We start from the raw sequence: 24157 nt of genomic DNA, 5'->3' as shown, positions 1-24157 counted from the left end.
GGAATTGACCATGAACCTCGCAATCGAAAAATAAAAAACCTAAAACCCTTACGTCTAAAATAAATTTTTAAATTTTATTTCCTGGCGGTTAAAGCATACACCATGGGGATCTTTCCCTGTAGATGCTCTATATAATATTTACCCGGTTCAAATTCTTTGGTACCATTAAAACAGTTATAAGGTGAGTAATCAAATTCCTCAAATTTTTCAATCTGAAGGCCTTCCTCAATTAGACCTGACAACACATCACTAATCCCATGATTCCATACTACAAATTCCTGTTCAATAGCTGCATCTTTATCGGCATAGGTTCCGGTTTCCGATTCAATTATTGCATTTTTACTCCTATATGGATATGCGATTTTTTTAAAATTATCATCAAACATCCAGACTACGGGATGAAATTCTGCAAATACAAACTTCCCGCCTTTTTTCAAAAATTTCGAGATTACCGCAGCCCATTTTTCCAAATCTGGTAACCAGCCTATAGTACCATAACTGGTAAAGACTATATCGAATTTTTCATTTAATACTTCAGGAAGAGCGTAGATATCACTGCATATGAACCTGGCATTAGTTCCAAGTTCCTCATTTAATTGGGTAGCATACTTTATGGCTTTATTGGAAAGATCCACTCCAACACACTCAGCTCCCATACGAGCCAGGGAAATAGTATCCTGACCAAAATGGCATTGCAAATGCAATACTTTCTTTCCTTTTAGTTCACCAAATAACTCCAGCTCAATAGAATTAAGACTGTTCTTCCCTTTTTTAAAATTTTCCACATCATAAAAGTCTGATGTGATATGGGATACCAACCGGTTATTCCATGATTCCCGGTTTATATTAAGATAATCTGAAGCTTTTGTCATTCTAACTGGAAGATTTTTGCATGGGATTCATGAAACGACTTAACAGCTCCGTTGAAATATCTGGATTAGCTCCTTCTTTGGCTGCTACCAAAGCACCCATTGCGCAGGCAGTATCCAATGATACCTGAGGCTTTTCTCCCTGTAAGAGTTTCGCCAGTAAGGTTCCTAAAAACGAGTCCCCCGCTCCCACGGTATCTTTAACTTTGATCCTGTAACCGGAGTTGTAATACATTTTCTTGTCATGTAATAGAACTGCTCCGTGATTTCCTTTGGTAACGCAAATGGTATCTGCTTTTGTTTTTACCGCCATAAACAATAGATTTTGCTCCAGGGAATTATATTCTGAGCCCATCATTTGAGCAATTTCAAATAACTCATCATCATTAAATTTGATGAATTCGGCATGTTTCATAAGTTCGATGAGTAGATCATCTGAATAGTGCGGAGCGCGGAGATTGCAGTCCAGCACCCGGAATTTGGCTTTTGGAATTAGCTGAAATAAGGTATTCCTGCTAACCTCATCACGGCACACCAGACTACCAAATATAAAGGCATCAGAAGCTTTTACCGCATCTGCCATTCTATCTGTATATTCTATTCTATCCCAGGCTACCGGATATCTGATCTCGTAAGTAGCCGATCCACTTTCAGAGAGATTCACCTTTACTAGCCCGGTGGGACGCTGCGTATCTTTAATAATATTTCCGGTTGCTATATTTTTTGAAGCAAGATAGTTGAGCAAATTTTCTCCTCTTGCATCTTCCCCAATGCTACTAATCATTTCGGTTTCCACACCCAGACTACTAAGCCTGCTGGCAACATTTAGCGGCGCACCTCCAATTCTTTCCCTGTCCGGAAAAACATCGAACAGAATTTCACCAAAACAAACCGCTTTTACCGATTTTTTCATAACTAAATGGTCTACTTATTAAAATTTAGTTCAAATGCCTCCAAAGAATCAACTACAAAGCCCGATTCAGATTTAACCGAAAATTCATTCCATGGTTGATTAGGGAAGAATATCTCCGTGATCACGGTTTTCCCATTGTCGAGAAATAATTCAACAGAAGTCTTATCCAGTATCATTACCCCATTCATAGAATTTGATTTGGTGATTCGGGGAGCCACGGCATTTTTCCCCGAGAATTTATCAGAAAAATTAACTTGTCCGGCTTCAGTTCTGTCCATTTTGAATTTTGAAGCTGCATGATCATATAAAATACGCATCTTTTCACCTTCAGAATTAGATAGAACAAATTCAATTTCTCCATCAGAAAGACCAGAAAAACTGAAATGAATTTCAGCTTTGGCAAGATTAACTTCAGAAGAATCCAACAATACGGTCTTTTTATCAACCTTAATATTCTCTTTTTGCAGGCTTTCACCTCGATATTTCTGAAGTTCTTTTGCAGGTTGAGAAGTGATGAGATATTCGTTATTTTCTTTGATAAGTTTTAGTTCTCTCGCAACCGTCATGGCACTACGCCAGGTTGAGGTAGGAACTTCCTGAGCATATAACCAGTTGGACATCCAGCCAATAAATAATTTACGCCCGTCGTCCTCAGGAATATTAGCCCAGGTTACTCCGGCATAATTATCTCTTCCAAAATCTATCCAGTAGTTATGCTTCTCCTCCAGATTCTGCATGTTTTTTTCCGGAGTAAAAGTGGTGCCATCAAAATCTCCAATAAAGTACTGAGTCCCTGATCCACCATTATAACCTCCCGGATTCAAACTTTGAATAAGCACCCATTTGGTTTCATCGCTTCCTTCTACCTGCATTGGGAAAAAGTCCGGACACTCCCAAACTCCATCATGGGCTCCATTCCCTTCACCAAATTCAGACAACTTTTTCCAGTTTTTAAGATCCTGAGAAGAATAGAACAAGGTTTTCTCGGTAGTTGCCAGAGCCATCAACCACTGTTTATTAATATCGTCCCAGGTAACTTTGGGATCACGAAAATCTTTCATTCCCGGGTTAGGCAAAACCGGGTTTCCTTCATATTTTGTCCAGGTTTGACCCTTATCCAGGCTATAGGCAATTGCCTGCGACTGGTAATCTTCTTCCCCTTTCTTTTCACCTTCCGGCTCATGATAAGTGAAGATGGCCACTACCGGAGTTTTACCATCTTTTCCAAACCCGGAAGTATTGTTATGGTCTACTACCGCACTCCCGGAAAAAATATATCCTTTCTCATCGGGATAAAGCGCGATATCCTGTTCTTCCCAGGTGATCATGTCTTTACTTGTGGCATGACCCCAATGCATTGGTCCCCAAACATTATCTTCAGGATAATATTGGAAATACAGGTGATAAGTACCGTCGAGGTAGAACATCCCGTTAGGATCGTTCATCCAGTTCTTCTCCGGGGTGAAATGAAAATTTGGCCGGAAATTCTCATCCTGCTCTGATTTTTGATCAACGTGGGTCAGTTCATCATTTTCGGTCTTTTTCTCCTCCTTACAAGAAGTGAAACTCAAACTTAATGCGGTAAGTAATAATATAGTTAAATTGACATTTTTCATATTTAATATTTTAAGCGGAAACTTTTTTAATAGATAATTCTTCGGCCAGTTCTTCAAGGGATTTTCCTTTAGTTTCGGGCATCATAAAGATAACAAACACTAATTGCAACACCATCATAAAGGCAAAGAATGCAAAAACATAACCTGCTCCAATGGTACTAAAAAGAAAAGGAATACTGGATGGGATTATAGCTGCCAGCACCCAATGCGTGGAACTTCCAAATGCCTGCCCGGAAGCTCTTAACCTGTTAGGGAATATTTCAGAAATAAATACCCAAATCACGGCGCCCTGTCCTATGGCGTGAGATGCAATAAACAGGAATAAGAAAATAGGCACCCAAAGTCCTTCCCAGTTTAGAAAGAAAGCTGCTGCTACCAGCGAAAGTGAAATTATATATCCAATGGAACCATAGAGCATAAGTTGTTTTCTTCCCAGCCTGTCAATAAGGAATACTCCCAATAAGGTAAAAATAAGGTTAACTACCCCAATCCCAATACTACTTAATAAGGCTGTGCTTTCTCCAAGCCCGGCTGCTTCAAAAATTCTGGGAGCATAATAAAGGAATGCATTAATCCCGGAAAGCTGATTGAAAAAAGCTATCAGGAAAGCAAGGATCAGAGGAAAACGATATTTTTTCATAAAAATATTTTCTCCGGTAGTTTCAGTCTCACTCTGGTGTACGATCTCATTTACTTTCTCACTAACATCAATACCCGGATCAATTTTTTCAAGCACCTTTTCAGCTTCAGCAGTTCTTCCTTTAGATACCAGCCAACGCGGACTTCTTGGAATAGCAAGAACGAATACAATATAGATAAAAGCCGGAATGGCTTCTACACCAACCATCCATCGCCATGGTTCGTCACCCGTATTTCTTAAGAGATAATTAGACAGGAAAGCGATCAAAATCCCCAGTACTATATTAAACTGGTATAGAGAAACCAGCCGGCCTCTGTCTTTAGCAGGGGCAATCTCTGATACATATGCCGGAGCAGCAATAGTTGAAGCTCCTACTCCAAGCCCTCCAAGGAATCTAAAAATCGCAAAACTAATGGGATCATCTACCAAAGCCGACCCTAAAGCGGAAACGAAATATAAAAACCCAATTACCAGTAAAGTATTTTTTCTTCCGAATTTATTTGTGGGTATCCCTCCAAAAATGGCCCCTATTACAGTTCCCCATAAGGCCATGGCCATTACCACCGAGCCATGAAAGGCGTCTGATGTTCCCCAAAGGGCTTGTAATTGTTTATCGGCTCCTGAAATTACCACAGTGTCAAAACCAAAGAGGAATCCTGCTAAAGCTGCACTTATGGACCAGGTAAGAATTTTATTCATATATAAAAAGTGATTAATTTTGGTAACGATTTCGATCTAAATCAGTAAATATTCTCCTAAAACAAGGCGAATATTTATTGATCTTTTAAAATAAAGCCAAAAATTATAAATTTTTGAACTATAAACCTTCAGCTTTTGCAAGAAATAATTATCCGCCTGCAACGAAATTCAGGTTCACCGGCAAAAAGCACATCATAAAGTAGTTTGTATTCACAACCCGTTTTGAGTTGAAATAAAGCTATATTATCTCAACATCGTTTTCCTTTAGATTTTTACGAATAAAAGCAGAAATGCTTTGTAATAATTTTAACTCTCTCTAATCTATTTTTATATAATTTTGAATCACACCTAACTGACTTACCATGGAGATTTTTTTACAGGCAGATACCTGGGTAGCCTTACTTACGCTAACATTTTTAGAAATCGTCTTAGGAATAGACAACATTATCTTCATCTCCCTGGTAGCCGGAAAAGTCCCGGAAGAGAATCAAAAAAAAGCAAGAGTTGGAGGACTTTCAATTGCTCTTATCATGCGAATCCTTTTGCTGTTAAGCATTACCTGGATTATTGGACTAAAAGAACCGGTTCTATATTTGCTGGATTTTGAACTAAGCTGGAGAGATATCATTTTAATTGCGGGAGGGATATTTCTGTTGATAAAAAGTACCCTCGAAATCCATCATAAAGTCGAGGGACAGGAAGAAGAACAAAAAACCGGGGTAAAAGCAAAACCCAGCATGAAGTTTTCTACTGCAATTATCCAAATAGTTCTTTTAGACCTGGTATTTTCTTTCGACTCAATTTTAACCGCCGTTGGACTTACAGACCAGATCATTCTGATGATCATCGCGGTGATAGTTTCAATTATCGTTATGATGATCTTCGCCAAACCGGTGGGTGATTTTGTGAACGACCATCCAACAATACAGATACTTGCCCTTTCATTTTTAATATTAATTGGGGTAATGTTGATCGTAGAAGGTGCACATTATCATGTTCCTAAAGGATATATCTATTTTGCAGTCTTCTTCTCCCTGGCTATTGAAATGCTGAATATGAGATATCGAAGAAAAAATGTTTAACCCAGAATTTCGTAGTGGATTGGCTTAAAACTCCCACCATTACTATCTTCTGCAGAACAGGCCGTTAGTCCAACAATTAGGTCCATTTTGGCTTTTAGAAGTATGTAATCTCCTGCTTTGCTAAGTGGAGGCTCTACACTTAATTTGCCTTCTTCATCGAACTGGACATTCATGAAAATATTGAAGGCAGTAGGAATATCATCCGGTTCAATTCCGAATGTTTCGAGGTTTGTATACAGGTTTTCAAAACAACTTGGGTGATATTCATTTTTCCCGTACATGATCTTAAAGGTTTCAGGACTGCATGGAGCAAGTAGAAAATCATTTCTTCCATTCGTATCCTTAAGAATTTCCATCATTTTTTTACTGCGGTTACTCCACAAAAAATTTCCTTCAGTAATAAGGATACTTTCCTCAAAATCCAGAGTTTTTCCGCTGGAGATCTTTTCCCTTTTATCCTCTGCATTGAACAAGACCATGTCACTAACCTGTTCTCCCTGCGGATCTATAACTTTTAAAGTCTGTCCTTTTTTTAATGTAAAAGCTGCGCCACTTTGCTTTTCTATAACCTGCATCAATTTCTATTTTTATTCAATATTATTTTCTTTCCTAATTGCCTTCGCCAACTCTGAATCGCATGGATTCCCGGAATTTTCAAGGTGGGATATACTATTCTTAACATCTTCCCGCTGGTAACTCTGGTGCAATTTGGCTACTCCCTGAATCTTTATGGGTTCCAACCAAAATCCGGTAATAAGTGGAAGGTGCTCTTCCCGCATTTGCTTTGGAATCTCTTTATAATATAAAGGGCTCTCCTGGTTCTTTTCAAAATTTGAAACCAGCTTCTGCAATGAATTTTCCAATTCCTGGTTCGATTGTTTTATGATCTTTGCATTGACGTGCACTGCTGTATAATCCCAGGTACTTATATCCTTTTCTTCATACCAGGAAGAAGATATATAGCCATTAACTCCTGAAAAAATGATAAGCGCCTCCTCCCCATCACAAATATTCCCAATTTGATCGTTATGATTGGCGATATGGCCGAAGAGTTTCCAATTACTTCCGTCCTCCTCAAGCAATACAGGAATATGCGTCGCCAGCAAATTCGCCCCTTTGGTAACGAAAGTTGCAAACGGATGTTTCTTTATAAATGACTTTATATATTCCGGGTCGTCTTTCCTATACCTTAGAGGTCTGTACATTTAAATTAGTTTTTATGATGAAAAGGGCATTTCCATTCCTTTCCAACTTCTCTCCCACTATATTGTTTCGCTTCACTGCTGCTGCCAAAATCTTCCAGCATTGGGTTCATATGTCCCTGTAATGCAATATCGCGGTCCCTTATTTTGTTTCGGACGGTGGTATAACTTCCCATTTCCCGCAGTTTTTCAAATTGCCAGTGCAAATTGAACGTTAGTGTTGCATACGGACTTTGTCTTGCTTTTCTGGAAGCACCCGGATGTAATCCTACAATATAAAAAGCTTTCCCCGCCAGGCTAAAACTGAAATTTTGATCGGCCGGGTCTGAGCTTACCTCAGGATCCCAATCCTGATCATCTACTTTATGCAGACTTTCCAGCTGTTTCCATAGCAACTTTTCAAAGGCAATTTCTGAAAATTTTGGAGCATCCGGAAATACTGCCATAAAAGTTCTGAAATCGTTCGACTCAAAATCATATTTGGCAATATATTCTTTTAAATCTTCCAGTAATTTTCTGGCGGTCGCAACAGATCCAAAATCTGAATAAGCTTTCATATCCACCTGATCCATGGTAAAAACAGTTTTTGCCATTAAACAAGGATGGTCCTTTTCCAGGATAAAATCTTCATATTTAGCTTTGATAGCTGCCAGATTAAATCCTTCTTTAGTTTTTTTCCTTTTCTTTTTCACATCAACTTCCATAATCCTGAATTTTATTTTTGAATTCCCTCGCGCAGGTAAGCTGCCAGATTTTTATTTTCGTCACTCGAACGCAATACAGAAATATCGCCGGTAGATTCAAATACCACCGCTTTAATTTCAGATAATTCGATCACGTTTGCTTCTCTAAGCTTAGATTTTAGATCTGCTTCAGTAACCCGTGCTTTTTTTAAATTTTCATAATAAATATGTTCGCCTTCCATTAGTAATAATGGCTTGTTATCAACTACTGTTCGCACTATTCCAAACCTTCGGAAAATTCCTACGACCATTTGTAAGAGATACAGGATTGCCAGTCCCGTTATACCTTCCCAAAGGCTTACGCTTTTTGACAAGACGGTGGTAGCGATCATTGACCCGATGGATACGGTGATTGCAAAATCAAAACTTGACATTTTAGAGAAACTCCGTTTCCCGGCAAGCCTTGTAAACAGAATTATTGCTGTATAGATTCCTACCGCAGTAAGCACTACTGCAATTAAATTGTCTGAATTAAATGCAAACCATTTTTCCATTATTGGATTTTAACCACCAATTATTTCACCTCCATTAATATGGATCACCTGCCCTGTTATATAACTGCTATCCTCACTTGCCAGAAATACATAAGCAGGACCTACCTCACTTGGTTGTCCCGGTCTTCCCATAGGTACTTTTTTTCCGAAGTCTTCAATATCATCAAATGTAGAAGGGATGAGCGGAGTCCATATTGGTCCCGGTGCTACCGCATTAACCCTGATCTTCTTTTCTACAAGCATTTTAGACAATGATCTGGTAAAACTTACAATGGCACCTTTACTACTTGAATAATCCAGCAGATGCTCACTACCTCTATATGCAGTTACCGAAGTGGTATTAATAATGACTCCACCTTCACCAAGGTGTTCCAAAGCTGCTTTGATCACAAAAAAATATGGGTACACATTATTTGAAAATGTCTTTTTAAACTGCTCTGAAGTAACATCCTCAACCTTTTCCTTTGGAAACTGCATGGCGGCATTATTAACAAGAATATCCAGAGTCCCGAACTCCTCAATGGTAGTAGCTATAATTTTTTGACAAAAAGCCTCGTCTTTAAGATCACCGTGTATCAAAAGACATTTCCCTCCTTCCTCTTCTACCATTTCCCGGGTATCCTTCGCATCTTTATCTTCTTCCAGATAAACAATGGCAACATTTGCACCTTCCCTGGCATAATGCACCGCTACACTTCTTCCAATTCCGCTGTCTCCACCCGTAATCAAGGCAACTTTTCCTTTTAACTTACCGCTCCCACGGTACGAATCTTTAATTATTTCTGGCTCCGGAATCATTTTATGTTCATCTCCGGGTTGATCCTGATCCTGAGGCGGAAAATCTTTTTCTTCTCCCATTGTATTGCAAAAATTTAATGCAAACCGTTTAACATTCAGCTTTTAAGGCAATTTACAAAGGCATCCCCCAAAATAAATGTTAAGCAATCTTAAGCCTTTGTCAATTTTTATATCCCTGGGCGTTTAGAGTTAAAAAATGGTTTAAATGGATTATTTCAATAAATTTGAACATGAACGATTTTCTAAAAATTGGCCATAGAGGAGCCAAAGCTCACATTGCTGAAAACACTCTGGAAAGCATTCAAAAAGCTCTGGATATTGGCGTGGATATGATCGAGATCGATGTTCATAAATGTGCCAGCGGTGAACTTTGGGTGTTTCACGATTTTACTGTAGACAGGACTACAGACGGGAGTGGAGAAATCGCTAAAAAAACTGCTGAACAAATAAGATCCCTTAGCGTTGAAGGATATTATAAGATCCCTTTATTAACTGAAGTATTGGATCTGTTAGAGGGTAAATGTAAGATCAACATAGAATTAAAAGGTTTGAATACTGCCGAACCTGTTTGTAAACTGATTCAGAAAAAAATAGCCGCAGGGAACTGGAAATATGAAGACATCATAATATCGAGTTTTCAAAAAAATGAATTGTTTACCGTTCGTAAACTTAATGAGCTGGTGCCTATCGCCGTTTTAAGTAAAGCGAGTGTTCCCGAAGCCATAGAACTCGGGAAGCTACTACGGGCAAAAGCTATTCACCCTTCTTTGGGAATCATTACCCGTGATAATACCAAATTGAGTCAGGATAATGGGTTTAAGGTAAATGTCTGGACTGTAAACGAACGCGAAGATATTTTAAGGATGATAGATTTTGGGGTGGACGGGATAATTTCAGATTATCCAAACCGTCTGCACAATCCATTGCTGGAGCTTAATCCCTAAGCGGTTTCCCCTTTCCAATTATCTCCCTATTTTTGAACTTTCATAAAATTATCGATTTTGGATCTATATGACATTATTATAGTAGGCGGTGGAGCAGCCGGATTTTTCACGGCTATTAATGCGGCTGAAAATAATCCGAAGCTGAAGATCCTTATTCTGGAAAGAGGAAAAGAAGTTTTAGGCAAGGTAAAAGTTTCTGGAGGCGGGAGATGTAATGTCACTCATGCCGAATTTATCCCTGCAGATCTGGTAAAAAAATATCCCAGAGGAGAGAAAGAACTTAGGGGACCTTTCCACAGTTTTATGACCGGAGATACTATAGCCTGGTTCGAAAAACGAGGGATAGAATTTAAAACAGAAGAAGACGGGAGAATGTTCCCGGTAAGTGATAGTTCTCAAACTATTATTGACTGTTTTATCAACGAATGTTCCCGACTTAATGTAGAAATCATAAAAGGTCAAAGCCTGAAAAGTTTTAAAAAAGCGGATGAACTCTGGAAGATAGAAACCAACAAAAATGAGTTCCAATCTAAAAAGCTGATGCTGGCTACCGGAAGCAATTCTAAGATCTGGAGTTTACTCGAAAAACAGGGACACTCCACAATTTCTGCGGTTCCTTCATTATTTACTTTTAATATTCAGGATAGCCGAATTAAAGATCTGGCAGGAATAGCGACAGATGCCGAAGTAATGGTGGAAGGCGAAAAGCTGGAAAGCTCCGGGCCTTTACTCATCACGCATTGGGGAATGAGCGGCCCGGCCATATTAAAATTATCTGCCTGGGGCGCAAGAGAATTATACGGTCTCGATTATAATTTCAATATCCGGGTAAACTGGTTGCCCGGTTATACCGCTTCAGATATTCTGGAAGATCTAAGGTCCCTGAAATTCGAAAATTCAAAGCAGCAGGTCTCTACAAGACCACAATTTGAGCTTCCTAAAAGATTATGGCAAAGCCTTATTAATGCTGCCGGAATTAAACCGGAGACTAAATGGGCAGATCTAAATAAGAATCAGCTTACCTCTCTTGCTGAACAGCTTACCGCCGGTAAATTTCAGGTAAACGGAAAAAGCACTTTTAAAGAAGAATTTGTTACTGCCGGTGGAATTGATTTGAAGGAAGTAGACTTTAAAACTTTCGAAAGCAAAATACATAAGAACCTCTATTTCGCCGGAGAAATTCTAAATATCGACGCTATTACAGGTGGATTTAATTTTCAGAATGCATGGACAGGTGGTTACCTTGCTGCAAAAGCTATGAGTTAAGCCTCCAGATCTCGAAATTAAGACAAAAAGTGAACAGTACCCATCCGGCATAAGGAACCAATAAATAAGCCGCGGTGTTACTTACTACTTTAAACCATTTAATGGTAAAAAGGATCATTACAAACAGCGCAACCAAAATAAAAAGCCCCAGCAATGGTAATTCCAGAGCGAAAAAAGATAAAAACCAGAATCCGTTCAGGATCAACTGAAATCCAAAATGATACAAGGCAGTTTTCACCCATTTGTGATAAAACCCTCTACTCCATACGATGCCTGCAGAAACACCCATCAGGGCATACATCAATATCCAAATTGCGCTAAAAACATCTTCATTAATATGGAACCATGGCTTTTTAATAGCAGGATACCAGGTTTCAATTCCAGTTTGAGTAGCGACAGCCCCCATAAAACCAAACACAAGGCAAATTACCACTGCAAATGAGCTCCTTATGAATAATTTTTTGGTCATATCCCTACTATTGAGTTCACTAAAATAGGAATTTATTTGATTTGTTTAGAGCATCAAAAAACACATAAAAGTTTAACTTTGGCAAAAAAATATCAGGATGACGAAGCTGGATTTTATCCCTTCCAACTTATCAGTAAAAATAGAATCTGGTGAATTTACCTGTCAGGCTCCAAGCAATATTGCCTTGGTGAAGTACTGGGGAAAACTGGAAGATCAGATTCCCGCAAATCCTTCTATTAGCTTTACGCTGGATAATTGCAAAAGCATTACTACTTTAAAATTTGAGAAAAAGAAATCTGCCGGAGATTCTTTCGACTTCGATTTCTATTTTGAAGGAAAAGAAAAGGAAGACTTTAAACCAAAGATTCAGAAATTTTTCGAGCGGATTGATCAGTATTGTCCTTACCTCAAACAATTTCATTTTACAATAAGCAGTGAGAATACTTTCCCGCATAGTAGCGGGATCGCTTCATCTGCAAGTGGGATGAGTGCACTGGCGTTTTGCCTGATGAACCTTGAAAAAGAAATGGCTCCAGCCATGACAGATGAATACTTCAAAAGAAAAGCATCCTTCCTGGCCAGACTTGGATCTGGAAGTGCTTCCCGAAGCATAGATAGAGAATTGGTGGTTTGGGGAGAACATAGTGCGATCGAAGGATCTTCAGACCTATATGCCGTACCCTTCAAAAAACAGGTTCATGAAAATTTCAGAAATTTCCAGGATACCATTTTACTGGTCGATAAAGGTGAAAAACAAGTAAGCAGCAGTGCGGGACATCATTTAATGCACGGTCATCCATTTGCAAAAGAACGTTTTCAACAGGCAAATGATAATTTATCCAAGCTGGTTCCAGTCCTTGAAAATGGAGATATAGAAACATTTATTAGTATTGTGGAGGGCGAAGCTTTGAGCTTACATGCGATGATGATGAGCAGCCAGCCATACTTTATTCTTATAAAACCCAATACGCTGGAGATCATAAACCGCATTTGGGCCTTTAGAAAAAAGACCGGGATATCAGCGTGCTTCACCCTGGATGCAGGGGCTAACGTCCATCTCTTATATCCTGAAACTCATAAAGATGCAGTATTAGAATTCATTAGTAATGAGTTAGTTGCGTATTGCCAGAATGGACACTATATTTGCGACCAGGTTGGTGATGGCGCGAAATTATTGTAATTTTAGTCAGTTATCAGCCCGCTAAGTGTCTGATAGAACCCGTATAGCATATGAAAGGACCATTATTTTACTCGAAAATTCTTCTCTTTGGAGAATATGGAATTATTAAAGATTCCAAAGGTTTATCAATTCCTTACAATTTTTACAATGGCGCATTAAAGCTTGATGAAGAGGCTGGTGAAGCGGGAAAAAAGTCAAATGCCAATCTTAGGAAATTTGCGGCATATCTGGAAGCTTTACAGGAAAACAATCCTGAACTTGTACAATTCGATCTTGACGAATTAAGGAAAGATATCGATAAAGGAATGTATTTTGACTCCAGCATCCCTCAGGGATATGGGGTTGGAAGTAGTGGTGCTCTTGTAGCTGCCATCTATGATAAATATGCCAAGGATAAAATTACGGTTCTTGAAAATCTTACCCGGGATAAATTATTAAAACTGAAGAAGATCTTTGGGGAAATGGAGTCCTTTTTCCATGGAAAATCTTCCGGACTGGATCCTTTAAATTCATATTTAAGCATTCCAATCCTGATTAATTCAAAAGAAAACATTGAGCCAGCAGGCATTCCTTCCCAAACCGAAAATGGAACAGGAGCAGTTTTCTTGCTTGACAGTGGAATTACCGGAGATACTGCACCAATGGTGAGCATCTTTATGGAAAACATGAAGCAGGAACCCTTTAGAAAAATGTTGAAAGATCAGTTTGTAAAACAAACCGATGCCTGTGTAGATGATTTTCTAAAAGGTGATGTGAAATCTCTGTTTAAGAATGTTAAGAAATTATCTCATACCGTTCTGGACAACTTCAAGCCAATGATTCCTGCACAGTTTCACAAATTGTGGCAAAAAGGAATCGAAACCAACGATTACTATCTTAAATTATGTGGTTCCGGTGGTGGCGGTTATATTCTTGGTTTTACCGAGGATATTGAAAAAGCCAGAAAATCCCTTAAAGGTTACAACCTGGAGGTAGTTTACAATTTCTAAATAGCTTTTATGCCGGGTACCGCGAATAAGCGCCTGCTACTAAAAATACTCAGTTTATTTTCAGTAGTCAGGGGATATAACATCCTTGTTGTTGTTTTAGCACAATATCTGGCTTCGGCTTTTATTCTGGCCCCGGAAAAACCTTTGCGGGAAATAATTTTTGACCCTAATCTGTTCTTTTTGATTTTGGCGTCTTCTACCATTATAGCATCAGGGTATATTATCAATAATTTTTACGATAGTGAAAAGGACCTGATCAACAGACCTAAAAAAACCATGCTGGACCGGGTGGTTAGTCAGCGTACCAAGCTATCGGTATATTTTATTCTGAATTTTGCATCCATTTTTTTTGCCAGCTATGTTTCTTTTAAAGCGGTCGTATTTTTCTCCATCTACATCTTTGTGATCTGGCTTTATTCCCATCGTTTAAAGAAGATTCTGTTTCTGGGTAATCTGGTCGCTTCTATTTTGACCATTACCCCATTCTTTGTAATATTCGTGTACTACAAGAATTTTGAAACGGTAATATTTATCCATGCCACCTTCCTGTATCTTATGATCGTAATGCGGGAACTGGTCAAAGACCTGGAGAACATGCAGGGCGATCTGGTGCAGAATTATCGTACCATTCCATTAGTTTATGGAGAGAAATGGAGTAAATTTTTTCTGGCGGTATGCACTATTCTCGCAATTATCCCTATTTATCTTCTAATTGCGCATTTTGAGATAGGATATATGAACTATTACTTCTACACATCGTTCATATTTTTAATAATCTTCCTTTTACTCCTATATTTCAGCAAAGCGAAATGGCAGTATCTTCTTTTGCATAATATCCTGAAACTCATCATTGTGATTGGGGTTTTCAGCATATTGCTTATTGATATTAAAGAAGTATTGAACCGTGTTTTTTAGTTAAACCCCTCATTCTAAAAGTTTTCTCAAATACTTGCCTTGCTCATTACGGATACCGTATCTTTGCAAAAAATTTAGCGATGAGTAGAAACGACAGATCTTCAGGTGGAAAGTTCAGCGGAAGGCAAGGTGGAGGACAAAGAAAAAAGTCCCAGGCCAGAGGCAATGCACCTATTAAGAAAAAAATTGAAAAGAGCCCTCTTTCCAATACTGACGGAATTCGACTAAATAAATATATCGCAAATTCAGGGATATGTTCCCGTAGAGATGCAGATATGTACATCGCAGCAGGTAATGTTACCGTAAATGGTAAGACGGTTACCGAGATGGGCCACCGTGTAAAGCTTGAAGATGATGTAAGATTCGACGGCCGAAGACTTAATCCTGAAAAACCGGAGTACATCTTATTGAATAAGCCAGCCGGATTTTTTGTAACCGGAAACCCTGAAAAAGGCGGAAGAACTGTAATGGAACTTATTGCCCGTGCTACAAGCACTAAGGTTAGTCCTGTTGGAAAACTTGACAACCAGGCAAAAGGTCTTCTTCTTTTTACCAATGATGGGACTTTAGCTAAAAAACTAGCCAAGCCTAAGAACGGGATCAGACAGATCTATCAGGTGACTTTAAACAAACCTCTAAGCAAAGAGGATTTTGAAAGCATTGAAAAAGGTGTGTATCTGGAAGGCCAGAAGGTAATTGTAACTTCTATTAGCTTTATTGAGGATAAACCTCATACTGAAGTTGGGATCGAGCTTTACAGCATCAAGGAACATATCGTGACTCGTATCTTTAAAAGTTTAGGATATGAAGTTGATAGTCTGGACAGGGTAGTTTTTGGTGGTTTGACCAAGAAAGATCTTGCCAGAGGAAGACACAGAAATCTAACTGAACAGGAAGTGATAAACCTTGGAATGCACTAAAATTTTTTTAGGCATTTCAAATTCTTTTTTTAATACATTTACCCCGTTTAAAAGTTGAAGCAACATTAAGCTTCCTGTCGATATTTATGTAATTGAACAGAATTTCCATTTTATGGTCTGCATCTCCTTCAGACGCGGAAAACAGAGCCATTAAGACCCCGATCTTGTTGCGCCTGAAATCCCCGAAACCTATTCTTAACATTAATTTACCAGTCGATTTTTTCGACCCTATAAATTATTCTCTAATTTTTAGCCTTAAATACATTTAATAAATTGAATACTAAGTACAGCGACCTAATAGACCAAACTTATTATTTTCCACAGGAAGAATTTTCACTGGAAGGTGCCGAATTGAAATTCCATGACATAGACCTCATGGAGCTTGTAAAAAAGTATGGCGCTCCTTTGAAATTCACGTATCTGCCAAAAATATCTCACAATATTAACCGTGCGAAAGCCTGGTTTGATTCAGCAATAGAAAAACATGATTATAAGGGAACTTATAATTATTGCTATTGTACCAAGAGTTCTCACTTTGAGCATGTTTTAAATGAAGCTTTGAAGAATGACATTCATATTGAAACCTCTTCAGCTTTTGACATTAACATTGTAGAGAAACTTAAAAAATCCGGTAAAATTTCAGATGACCGCTGGGTGATCTGTAATGGTTTTAAAAGGGATCAATATGTTGAGAATATTAGTCGGTTATTGAATGGAGGACATAAAAACTGCCTTCCGGTAATTGATAATTATGAAGAACTTGATCTGTTATCTGAAAAGATCGACGGAAAATTTCAGGTTGGAATCAGGATCGCTTCAGAAGAAGAACCAAAATTTGAATTTTATACCTCCAGACTTGGAATTGGGTATAAAAACATAGTTCCTTTTTACAACAAGCAGATAAAAGATAATGATCAGGTTGATCTAAAGATGCTGCATTTTTTCATCAATACCGGGATTCGTGATACGGCGTATTACTGGAACGAATTGAATAAATGTTTAAAGGTTTACATCGCCCTTAAAAAGATTTGTCCTAATCTGGACAGTTTGAATATTGGTGGTGGATTCCCTATCAAGAATTCCCTGGCCTTTGATTATGATTATGCCTATATGGTAGATGAGATCGTAAACCAGATCAAACTTACCTGTGAGGAATCTGATGTTGATGTACCAAACATTTTTACTGAATTTGGAAGTTTCACCGTAGGAGAAAGCGGCGGGGCGATCTACGAAGTTTTATACCAGAAACAACAGAATGATCGTGAAAAATGGAATATGATCAATTCCTCTTTTATCACCACTTTACCTGATACCTGGGCGATTAGCAAGAAATTTGTAATGCTTGCCGTTAATAGATGGAACGATGAATATGAAAGAGTATTACTTGGAGGATTGACTTGCGACAGTGACGATTATTATAACTCAGAGCAACATACCAATGCTATTTATCTTCCTAAATTCAAAAAGGAAAAACCGTTATACATAGGTTTCTTTAATACCGGAGCTTATCAGGATACCATTGGAGGATTTGGCGGATTACAACATTGCTTAATTCCTCAGCCAAAACATCTTCTAATTGACCGTGATGAAGACGGAGAGTTGACCACTAAAGTTTTTAGTGAGCAGCAAAATTCTGAAGATATGCTTAGTATCCTGGGATACAGCCGAAACAATTAAAATTCATAACTTTAACAAACAACTAACTATTCAATTTAAGTAACAATGAGCAAAAAGAATTATGCCGGGATACCCGAAAAATATGCCCGCATCGACGAGGCTAAAGTGGTATTGATTCCTGTACCATATGATGGTACCAGTACCTGGCAAAAGGGTGCAGATAAAGGTCCGGATGCCTTCCTGAATGCTTCTGAAAACATGGAGCTTTACGACATTGAAACCAAAACCGAGGTTTACAAAAAAGGTATTTACCTCGCACCGCCGGTAACCGAGGATTCCTCTCCGGAAAAAATGGTAGAAGCTGTTTACAAAATCACAAAGAATTACATCAAGCAGGAAAAATTTGTCACTCTTTTTGGTGGTGAACACTCAGTGTCCATTGGGAGCATAAGAGCTTTTAATGAAGCATTTGAAGACCTTACCGTAGTGCAATTAGATGCACACGCAGATCTTAGACCAGAATATGAAGGTTCAAAATGTAATCATGCCTGTGCACTGCATGAAGCCAGCAAGACGACTAATCTGCTTCAGGTTGGAATTCGCTCCATGGACATTTCAGAAAAAGATCATATGGATGAAAATCAGGTTTATTTTGCTCATGACCTGTATGAAGACTGGCAGGAGGATGCCATTGGGCAAATGACTCCAAATGTTTTTATCACTATAGATCTGGATGCTTTTGATCCATCTATAATGCCATCAACAGGAACTCCGGAACCGGGAGGTTTATTCTGGTATGAAACTCTGGAATTCCTTAAAATGATGTTCAAAAAGAAAAATGTAGTAGGTTTCGACATAGTAGAACTATGCCCGAACGACAGAGATAAATCATCAGATTTTCTTGCAGCTAAATTGTATTACAAAATGCTGAGCTACAAATTTAAATATCAAAATTTCAACGAAGAAGACGAAGATGAGTAAAGGACAAATATCTCAATTCATTGAGAAATATTATTTACATTTTAACTCCGCTGCCCTTGTAGACGCGGCGAAAGATTACGAAAAACAACTCGAGAATGGTTCCAAAATGCTGGTATCTCTGGCTGGAGCCATGAGTACTGCTGAAATAGGGAAAATATTCGCAGAGATGATCCGCCAGGATAAAGTTCATATCGTTTCCTGTACAGGTGCAAACCTGGAAGAAGATGTGATGAATCTGGTAGCACACTCTCATTATAAACGAGTGCCTAACTATCGTGATCTTACTCCGCAGGACGAATGGGATCTTTTGGAAAAAGGTTTAAATCGTGTTACCGATACCTGTATTCCAGAGGAAGAAGCTTTCCGTAGAATTCAGGAGCATATTTTCAAGATCTGGAAAGATGCCGAAGAAAAAGGAGAACGCTATTTCCCTCATGAGTTTTTACATAAACTGCTTTTAAGCGGTGTTATGGAAGAGCACTATGAGATCGACCTGAAGGACTCGTGGATGTATGCAGCGGCAGAGAAAAACCTTCCAATGGTAGTTCCCGGATGGGAAGACAGTACCCTTGGGAATATTTTCGCTTCTTATGTATTAAAAGGCGAATTAAAAGCCAGTACCATGAAGTCTGGGATTGAATACATGACCTTCCTTGCCGACTGGTATACAGATAATTCCAAAAATGGAATTGGATTCTTCCAGATTGGAGGAGGTATTGCCGGTGATTTCCCAATTTGCGTGGTTCCAATGTTGTATCAGGATATGGAAAGAACAGATACTCCTTTCTGGAGTTATTTCTGCCAGATCTCTGATTCTACGACAAGCTACGGATCTTATTCCGGAGCGGTTCCAAATGAGAAGATCACCTGGGGAAAACTGGATATTCAAACCCCGAAACATATCATCGAAAGCGACGCAACGATAGTTGCTCCCCTGGTTTTTGCATATCTCCTGGATATGTAATTAACAAATAATTGCATTTTTTAAGGGCTGTTCAGTATTATAATTTCATTAATATTGAACAGCTTTTTTAATATTGACCCTTGATGAAAAGATTCTTTTTTTTAGCCGCCGTCCTTATATTCACCCTAACTTCCTGCCACACACCCAGCTATACCTTTACCAAAACTTCATCGAATAATTTCAGCCTTCCTGAGGGTAAGTTTTTGATAAACTATATTAATGCACCAGAAGCTGTTCGTACTGAATTTCAGGAATTGTTGCTGAAGAAATTTCCAGGGAACACGATAACCGCTGAGAATGCGAATGTCTCCATATTTCCAACAAAGATCCCGGAAAATCCTGAAAGGGAATTGATCGAACAAATTAGCAGCTCTACCGGAGATTTTGATTATCTCATTAATGTTAATGCAAACATTTCCAGTGAAGATATAGGGACATTGCAACCAGGCAATCTCGATCCTTCCGCTAAGAACGAAACCTTTGTTGCCATGGAAATATTTGATCTGAATAATCCGGGGAGTATTTTCTATTCCAAGGTGAGAGGATATTTACGAGATGCAGATGATAGTAAGGATTTTTCAATCGCGGTAGATTCCAATACCATGCTTAGGAAAAGTCTGAAAAAAATTCTTAAACGTATTGAAAATAAAAACTAATGGAAAACTGGCCCATTTTCGCAATTGGATTTTTAGCGCAGTTACTTTTTTCAGCAAGACTTATCTCCCAATGGTTTCTTTCTGAAAAATCTCAGCAAGTCGAAACTCCGGTTCTGTTCTGGAAATTGAGTCTGCTCGCCTCCATTCTATTATTTACCTATGGGTATCTAAGAGAGGATTTTGCCATTATGCTGGGGCAGTTTCTTATATATGGCGTTTACTGGCGTAATCTGGTGCTTATGAAGGAATGGAAGCCACGCAACCTGTTTTTCAAGACGCTGGTAGTAGTATTCCCATTTGGTATCGCTGCATATATTCTGTTCTTTGGATCCCTAACCTGGTCTGATGTTCTGTTAAGTACAGATAATATTCCTGCCTGGCTTATTGGCCTGGGAATAGCAGCACAGGTAGTTTATACCTCCCGTTTTTTTTATCAATGGTATTATTCAGAAATGAACCAGGAAAGTTCTCTTCCCATGGGGTTTTGGATCCTGAGCTTAATAGGTTCTGCCCTGTTATTTACGTATGGAATATTCAGGCATGACCCTGTACTTATCGCTGCCCATTTTTTTGGAGCTTTAATTTATGTAAGGGATATTTATTTATTAAAAAAAACGACTAAACAACCTCAGGCTTAGGTTTACGGAAAAGTTCGTACACCATATATGATAGCACGGCAATATACTCCAGAGCGATCAACCAGAAATTTTCCTCGTAACCGGAATTGGAATAAGCATAATAACTCAGCATTACCACTCCAGACCATACCAGCACATATTTAAACCGTGTAAGAATGCTTAGGATTAGAGGGATGGCCAGATACCACGGATGCACGGTGGTGGATAGCAGCAAATAAACCGTAATGGCGAATAACATGTTCTTAATAAGCTTTCGTGATGAATAATTGCCTCTAAAAAAGCTCAAAAACAATACGCTTAAAAAGGTAATTACCGGAAGTACTTTCCCTGCAGTTTCTATAATATTATAGCCTTTCACTTCGAATCCAATCCATCGAACGATATAATAAACACTGGCATTGAATTCGAATTTCCCAAACCATAAGCCCACACTATTCATGAAATTAGAAAACACCTCTTCAGAATAAAAAGGCAGAAAACTTAATGCCACAGTGAGTAAGCATAGGGAATAAAACAGAATTAATTTTGAAATATTCCGTAATTGAAAAGACTTATTGAAATACCCGAAGAATAATGGCAGGAAAAGTAAAGGCAACAGCTTTACACTTATAGATAATCCCAGGACCACGGCACCCGCTATCCATTTATTCCTATGGATTAGCCAAAGAGAGAGCACCAAAAAAAACACCATAACCGCTTCAAAGTGCAAATTCCCGGTCATTTCAATGATTATAAATGGATTGAGGATATACCAGAAAATTTGTTCCTCAGGAAGACCTAAACTGCGAAGCAGTTTTCTTCCGAAGAAAAGCGTACCAATATCTGCGAGAATCATAATAAGCCTGAAAATGACCACCGCCCCCAGAATACTTTGAGCCGATAACCATCCGCTTATTGCAAATATTAATTGGTTCACCGGCGGATAATTGGAATAGTGACCTGCACTTAAACTTCCCATTCCCAGAATCAAATCCTTAGCCTGATGAATATAAAAGCCCGGATCTTTTACAAGATTGACCGGAAGAAATTCATATGGGTTCCAGCCAGCCGCGATCAACCTCCCATCCCAGATAAACCTGAAGTAATCCTGAGACAGATTCGGTAAAGAGAACATAAATACCAGTCTAAAGACCAGTGCCAAGCCCGCCAGAAACCAGAAATTATTGCGATGTAGCTGAATTATTTTATAACTAAAGAAACAAAGCCCAGCGTATAGACTTATAAGCCTTATGAAGTCATGCCTTTCTAAAGCATACGCGAAAGTAAAATAGAAAGCGATGCTGGAAAGCACCAGTAAAATTGGGATCTTATAAAGTTTCAGGAATCTAAAATCCATTGAATGCCGAAGGCTTTCAGCTAAAATAGAAAAATTTACGTTCGAAGGCTTTTAAAGAATACAAATCCGAAGCCGGTGAACAACATCAGGTGAAAGATGAGCAAACCGTAATCTTTTAAATTAAAAGCGCTCCAGATCCCAAATCCAAAATAAAGGAATAACAAGCCTTCAATGATCACGTTTTTAGAAAAGCGATTGCTTAGATATCTATTGCCTTTCCAGGAATCTTTAACCGAATTAATATTGAATTTCGGCGTTCTAATGAATTCAGAGCGTTTACCAAAATGACCTTCCAGAACGGCCAGGGTATTATGAACCGAAAACCCCATGGCGATCGAGAAAAAGGTAAAGAACATTCCTATAAATTTTAGAAAACTGCTAAAACCTTTTCCATGGATCCTGGTATAAGTAACATAGTATGAAGCAAAGAAAATCAGAGTACTTACCCCAAACCCGGCCAGCACATAAAAGTACCAGGAAAACTGCGGATTATTATGTTTGATATAAAGCACCGGGACGCTGAGAACAGCGAGAATTAAAACTACCAGGAACATGCTGGAATTCAGTAAATGGAAAAAACCATGAAATTTAGTGCTAAAAGTAACTGAAGGATCCTTTAAAAGCTTTCCGTAATTCTTTCTGAAATTTTCTGCAGCACCTTTATTCCATCTAAACTGCTGGCTTCGGGCAGCACTGATTACGACAGGAAGTTCAGCGGGAGTTTCTACATCTTCAAGATATTTAAAATCCCAGTTTTTAAGTTGAGCCCGGTAGCTAAGATCAAGATCTTCAGTAAGTGTATCGCCACTCCAGTTCCCTGCATCAAGGATACATTCCTTTCTCCAGATCCCGGCAGTACCATTAAAATTGATAAAATTCCTACCAAAATTTCTGCCGGTTTGTTCCAGAATAAAATGAAAATCCAGCGCAAAAGCCTGAATCCTGGTTAGTAGCGAATAATTTCTATTAAGGTGCCCCCATCTGGTTTGAACAACGCCAATTTTAGGGTTTTTAAAATAAGGCAAGGTCTTCATTAACCAGTCCTTCCCGGGAACAAAATCTGAATCGAAAACTGCGATAAACTCTCCCTGAGCAATTTTTAAACCTTCCTTAAGCGCACCGGCTTTAAAGCCTTTACGATCGTCGCGACGAATGTGTTTTATATTTAAACCTGTGGCCTGCAATTCGGTTATTATTCCGGAGGTCTTTTCTACTGAATGATCTGTAGAGTCATCCAGCACCTGAATTTCCAGTTTATCTGCCGGATAATTGATAAGAGCGATATTCTTTAATAGTCTTTCGACCACATAATATTCATTATAAAGTGGAAGCTGAATGGTTACATTAGGAAAATCCTCTTTTTTAAAGTCAAATTTTTCTGAAGTATCCTCCTGTTTGGTAGCTTTAAGATAATTGAAGAGAAGGTGGAGTTGAGACAGGCTGTAAATGAAAATAAGAAGTAAGGCCAGCGTATAAATTATAATTACTGCTAAATCTATCATTTAAAACTATATTTAAAGATCCACCCTAAAATTTTCACCCCGGCGAAGACAGCACCTTTCACCGTTCCCGAAACTTTGGAAACTCCTATCCTGTTCCTGTAATGTACCGGAACTTCAGCATAACTTAGGTTTTGTCGTAAAGCCTTCAGCTGCATTTCAACCGTCCACCCATAAGTTTTATCCTGCATTTCCAGTTGAAGCAACTTTTCATATTTAATAGCTCTGAATGGGCCAAGATCTGTGAAAGTAGAATTAAAAAAAAGCTTCATTAAGATGGTAGCCAGTTTATTTCCGAATATTTGCGGAAATGTCATTGATCCCTTTTCTCTTAATTCGCTCACCCTTGCTCCCACCACAAAATCTTTATTCTCTGCCAAGATTGGTTTAAGCAAAAGTGACATCTCTTCAGGATAATCTGAATAATCCCCATCCAGAAAAACTATGATCTCCGGCTTAATGTTTTTTGAAGCAACATACTCCAGGCCTTTTAAACAGGCATAGCCATAACCTTTTCGTGATTCCATCAGCACAGTAGCTCCAGCTTTGCGTGCGTTTTCTTCGGTCCTATCTGTAGAATTATTGCTGACCACAATTACTTCTTCCACCCATTGCGGAATTGCCTTAATAACATGACCAATAGAATCGGCTTCGTTATAGGCTGGAATAATCACATTGATTTTCAGATTCATAAAATACTGAGTGAAGAATTTTTTTTGGTAACTTA

The 24157-nt window shown here is 38.6% G+C and carries 25 protein-coding genes; 12 read left to right on the top strand and 13 right to left on the bottom strand.

All coding sequences use genetic code 11. The features are described 5' to 3' along the window. Positions 1 to 74: 74 nt before the first annotated feature. The 4 genes from ACNKXV_RS06795 to ACNKXV_RS06780 are packed head-to-tail and all read right to left on the bottom strand — an operon-like array spanning position 75 to position 4737. On the bottom strand, positions 75 to 872 hold the full coding sequence (locus ACNKXV_RS06795; protein ID WP_417906948.1) for a class I SAM-dependent methyltransferase: 798 nt from the start codon (positions 870 to 872) through the stop codon (positions 75 to 77). Position 873: 1 nt separating this feature from the next. Beyond that, entirely contained in the window at positions 874 to 1782 is a 909-nt protein-coding gene (locus ACNKXV_RS06790) for a carbohydrate kinase family protein (RefSeq protein ID WP_417906947.1), read from the bottom strand. 11 nt (positions 1783 to 1793) lie between these two features. Continuing rightward, a complete protein-coding gene (locus ACNKXV_RS06785) occupies positions 1794 to 3398 on the bottom strand; it encodes a glycoside hydrolase family 32 protein (protein WP_417906946.1) in 1605 nt (534 codons plus the stop codon). A gap of 10 nt (positions 3399 to 3408) precedes the next feature. Further along, positions 3409 to 4737 (bottom strand): sugar porter family MFS transporter, encoded by a 1329-nt coding sequence (locus ACNKXV_RS06780; RefSeq protein WP_417906945.1) that lies wholly within the window; start codon positions 4735 to 4737, stop codon positions 3409 to 3411. 362 nt (positions 4738 to 5099) lie between these two features. Between ACNKXV_RS06780 and ACNKXV_RS06775 the strand changes: the two genes are divergently transcribed. After that, complete coding sequence (locus tag ACNKXV_RS06775; RefSeq protein WP_417906944.1) at positions 5100 to 5819, top strand: TerC family protein; 720 nt, start codon at positions 5100 to 5102, stop codon at positions 5817 to 5819. On the opposite strand, the gene ACNKXV_RS06770 is transcribed toward ACNKXV_RS06775, so the two are convergent. From ACNKXV_RS06770 to ACNKXV_RS06750, 5 genes are read right to left on the bottom strand one after another with little or no spacing between them, the layout of a single operon-like run. After that, the gene (locus tag ACNKXV_RS06770) at positions 5816 to 6394 is read right to left on the bottom strand and encodes a DUF1989 domain-containing protein (protein WP_417906943.1); all 579 of its coding nucleotides are present in this window, start codon (positions 6392 to 6394) and stop codon (positions 5816 to 5818) included. The genes ACNKXV_RS06775 and ACNKXV_RS06770 overlap by 4 nt on opposite strands. A 12-nt stretch (positions 6395 to 6406) precedes the next feature. Then, positions 6407 to 7024 carry an FMN-binding negative transcriptional regulator gene (locus tag ACNKXV_RS06765; protein ID WP_417906942.1) on the bottom strand — a complete coding sequence of 206 codons (618 nt, stop codon included), beginning with the start codon at positions 7022 to 7024 and terminating at the stop codon, positions 6407 to 6409. 5 nt (positions 7025 to 7029) lie between these two features. Continuing rightward, complete coding sequence (gntA, locus tag ACNKXV_RS06760) at positions 7030 to 7725, bottom strand: guanitoxin biosynthesis heme-dependent pre-guanitoxin N-hydroxylase GntA (RefSeq protein ID WP_417906941.1); 696 nt, start codon at positions 7723 to 7725, stop codon at positions 7030 to 7032. Positions 7726 to 7736: 11 nt separating this feature from the next. Then, a complete protein-coding gene (locus ACNKXV_RS06755) occupies positions 7737 to 8258 on the bottom strand; it encodes a DUF421 domain-containing protein (protein WP_417906940.1) in 522 nt (173 codons plus the stop codon). Between the two features lie 9 nt (positions 8259 to 8267). Beyond that, a complete protein-coding gene (locus ACNKXV_RS06750; RefSeq protein WP_417906939.1) occupies positions 8268 to 9116 on the bottom strand; it encodes an SDR family oxidoreductase in 849 nt (282 codons plus the stop codon). A gap of 170 nt (positions 9117 to 9286) precedes the next feature. Here ACNKXV_RS06750 and ACNKXV_RS06745 point away from each other — a divergent pair, with 170 nt between their 5' ends. Both ACNKXV_RS06745 and ACNKXV_RS06740 read left to right on the top strand, forming a co-directional pair. After that, positions 9287 to 10000, top strand: coding sequence for a glycerophosphodiester phosphodiesterase (locus ACNKXV_RS06745; protein ID WP_417906938.1), 714 nt, complete (start codon positions 9287 to 9289; stop codon positions 9998 to 10000). Positions 10001 to 10054: 54 nt separating this feature from the next. Continuing rightward, complete coding sequence (locus ACNKXV_RS06740) at positions 10055 to 11266, top strand: BaiN/RdsA family NAD(P)/FAD-dependent oxidoreductase (protein WP_417906983.1); 1212 nt, start codon at positions 10055 to 10057, stop codon at positions 11264 to 11266. On the opposite strand, the gene ACNKXV_RS06735 is transcribed toward ACNKXV_RS06740, so the two are convergent. After that, positions 11256 to 11735 (bottom strand): TspO/MBR family protein, encoded by a 480-nt coding sequence (locus ACNKXV_RS06735; protein ID WP_417906937.1) that lies wholly within the window; start codon positions 11733 to 11735, stop codon positions 11256 to 11258. The two genes, ACNKXV_RS06740 and ACNKXV_RS06735, sit on opposite strands and share 11 nt — an antisense overlap. Before the next feature lie 97 nt (positions 11736 to 11832). Between ACNKXV_RS06735 and ACNKXV_RS06730 the strand changes: the two genes are divergently transcribed. From ACNKXV_RS06730 to ACNKXV_RS06690, 9 genes are all read left to right on the top strand, one after another. Continuing rightward, complete coding sequence (locus ACNKXV_RS06730; protein ID WP_417906936.1) at positions 11833 to 12915, top strand: diphosphomevalonate decarboxylase; 1083 nt, start codon at positions 11833 to 11835, stop codon at positions 12913 to 12915. Positions 12916 to 12965: 50 nt separating this feature from the next. Beyond that, positions 12966 to 13904, top strand: coding sequence for a mevalonate kinase family protein (locus ACNKXV_RS06725; protein WP_417906935.1), 939 nt, complete (start codon positions 12966 to 12968; stop codon positions 13902 to 13904). A gap of 9 nt (positions 13905 to 13913) precedes the next feature. Continuing rightward, positions 13914 to 14819 carry a geranylgeranylglycerol-phosphate geranylgeranyltransferase gene (locus ACNKXV_RS06720; RefSeq protein ID WP_417906934.1) on the top strand — a complete coding sequence of 302 codons (906 nt, stop codon included), beginning with the start codon at positions 13914 to 13916 and terminating at the stop codon, positions 14817 to 14819. An 80-nt stretch (positions 14820 to 14899) separates the two neighbouring features. Further along, complete coding sequence (locus ACNKXV_RS06715) at positions 14900 to 15739, top strand: pseudouridine synthase (RefSeq protein WP_417906933.1); 840 nt, start codon at positions 14900 to 14902, stop codon at positions 15737 to 15739. A 273-nt stretch (positions 15740 to 16012) separates the two neighbouring features. Continuing rightward, entirely contained in the window at positions 16013 to 17416 is a 1404-nt protein-coding gene (locus ACNKXV_RS06710; protein WP_417906932.1) for an arginine decarboxylase, read from the top strand. 45 nt (positions 17417 to 17461) lie between these two features. Further along, a complete protein-coding gene (gene speB / locus ACNKXV_RS06705) occupies positions 17462 to 18337 on the top strand; it encodes an agmatinase (RefSeq protein WP_417906931.1) in 876 nt (291 codons plus the stop codon). Beyond that, positions 18330 to 19301: a deoxyhypusine synthase family protein gene (locus ACNKXV_RS06700; RefSeq protein WP_417906930.1), complete on the top strand. Its 972-nt coding sequence runs from the start codon at positions 18330 to 18332 to the stop codon at positions 19299 to 19301. The genes speB and ACNKXV_RS06700 overlap by 8 nt, the downstream gene beginning before the upstream one ends. Before the next feature lie 83 nt (positions 19302 to 19384). Then, positions 19385 to 19957, top strand: a complete 573-nt coding sequence (locus ACNKXV_RS06695; RefSeq protein WP_417906929.1) for a hypothetical protein — start codon at positions 19385 to 19387, stop codon at positions 19955 to 19957. Next, complete coding sequence (locus ACNKXV_RS06690; protein ID WP_417906928.1) at positions 19957 to 20595, top strand: lipid-A-disaccharide synthase N-terminal domain-containing protein; 639 nt, start codon at positions 19957 to 19959, stop codon at positions 20593 to 20595. The genes ACNKXV_RS06695 and ACNKXV_RS06690 overlap by 1 nt, the downstream gene beginning before the upstream one ends. Here the strand turns inward: ACNKXV_RS06690 and ACNKXV_RS06685 are convergent. From ACNKXV_RS06685 to ACNKXV_RS06675, 3 genes are read right to left on the bottom strand one after another with little or no spacing between them, the layout of a single operon-like run. Next, entirely contained in the window at positions 20576 to 21931 is a 1356-nt protein-coding gene (locus ACNKXV_RS06685; RefSeq protein ID WP_417906927.1) for an MptA/MptB family glycosyltransferase, read from the bottom strand. The genes ACNKXV_RS06690 and ACNKXV_RS06685 overlap by 20 nt on opposite strands. Before the next feature lie 35 nt (positions 21932 to 21966). Continuing rightward, entirely contained in the window at positions 21967 to 23433 is a 1467-nt protein-coding gene (locus ACNKXV_RS06680; RefSeq protein WP_417906926.1) for a cellulose synthase family protein, read from the bottom strand. Then, positions 23430 to 24122, bottom strand: a complete 693-nt coding sequence (locus ACNKXV_RS06675; protein ID WP_417906925.1) for a glycosyltransferase family 2 protein — start codon at positions 24120 to 24122, stop codon at positions 23430 to 23432. Before ACNKXV_RS06675 ends, ACNKXV_RS06680 begins: the two co-directional genes overlap by 4 nt. Positions 24123 to 24157 lie beyond the last annotated feature (35 nt).

Origin of the sequence: Christiangramia aquimixticola, from assembly GCF_048285835.1 — a bacterium.
In the GTDB taxonomy this organism is placed as follows: Bacteria; Bacteroidota; Bacteroidia; order Flavobacteriales; family Flavobacteriaceae; genus Christiangramia; species Christiangramia aquimixticola.
The sequence above is the reverse complement of the archived record's forward strand: the minus strand, read 5'-3'. Positions and strand labels throughout refer to the sequence as shown.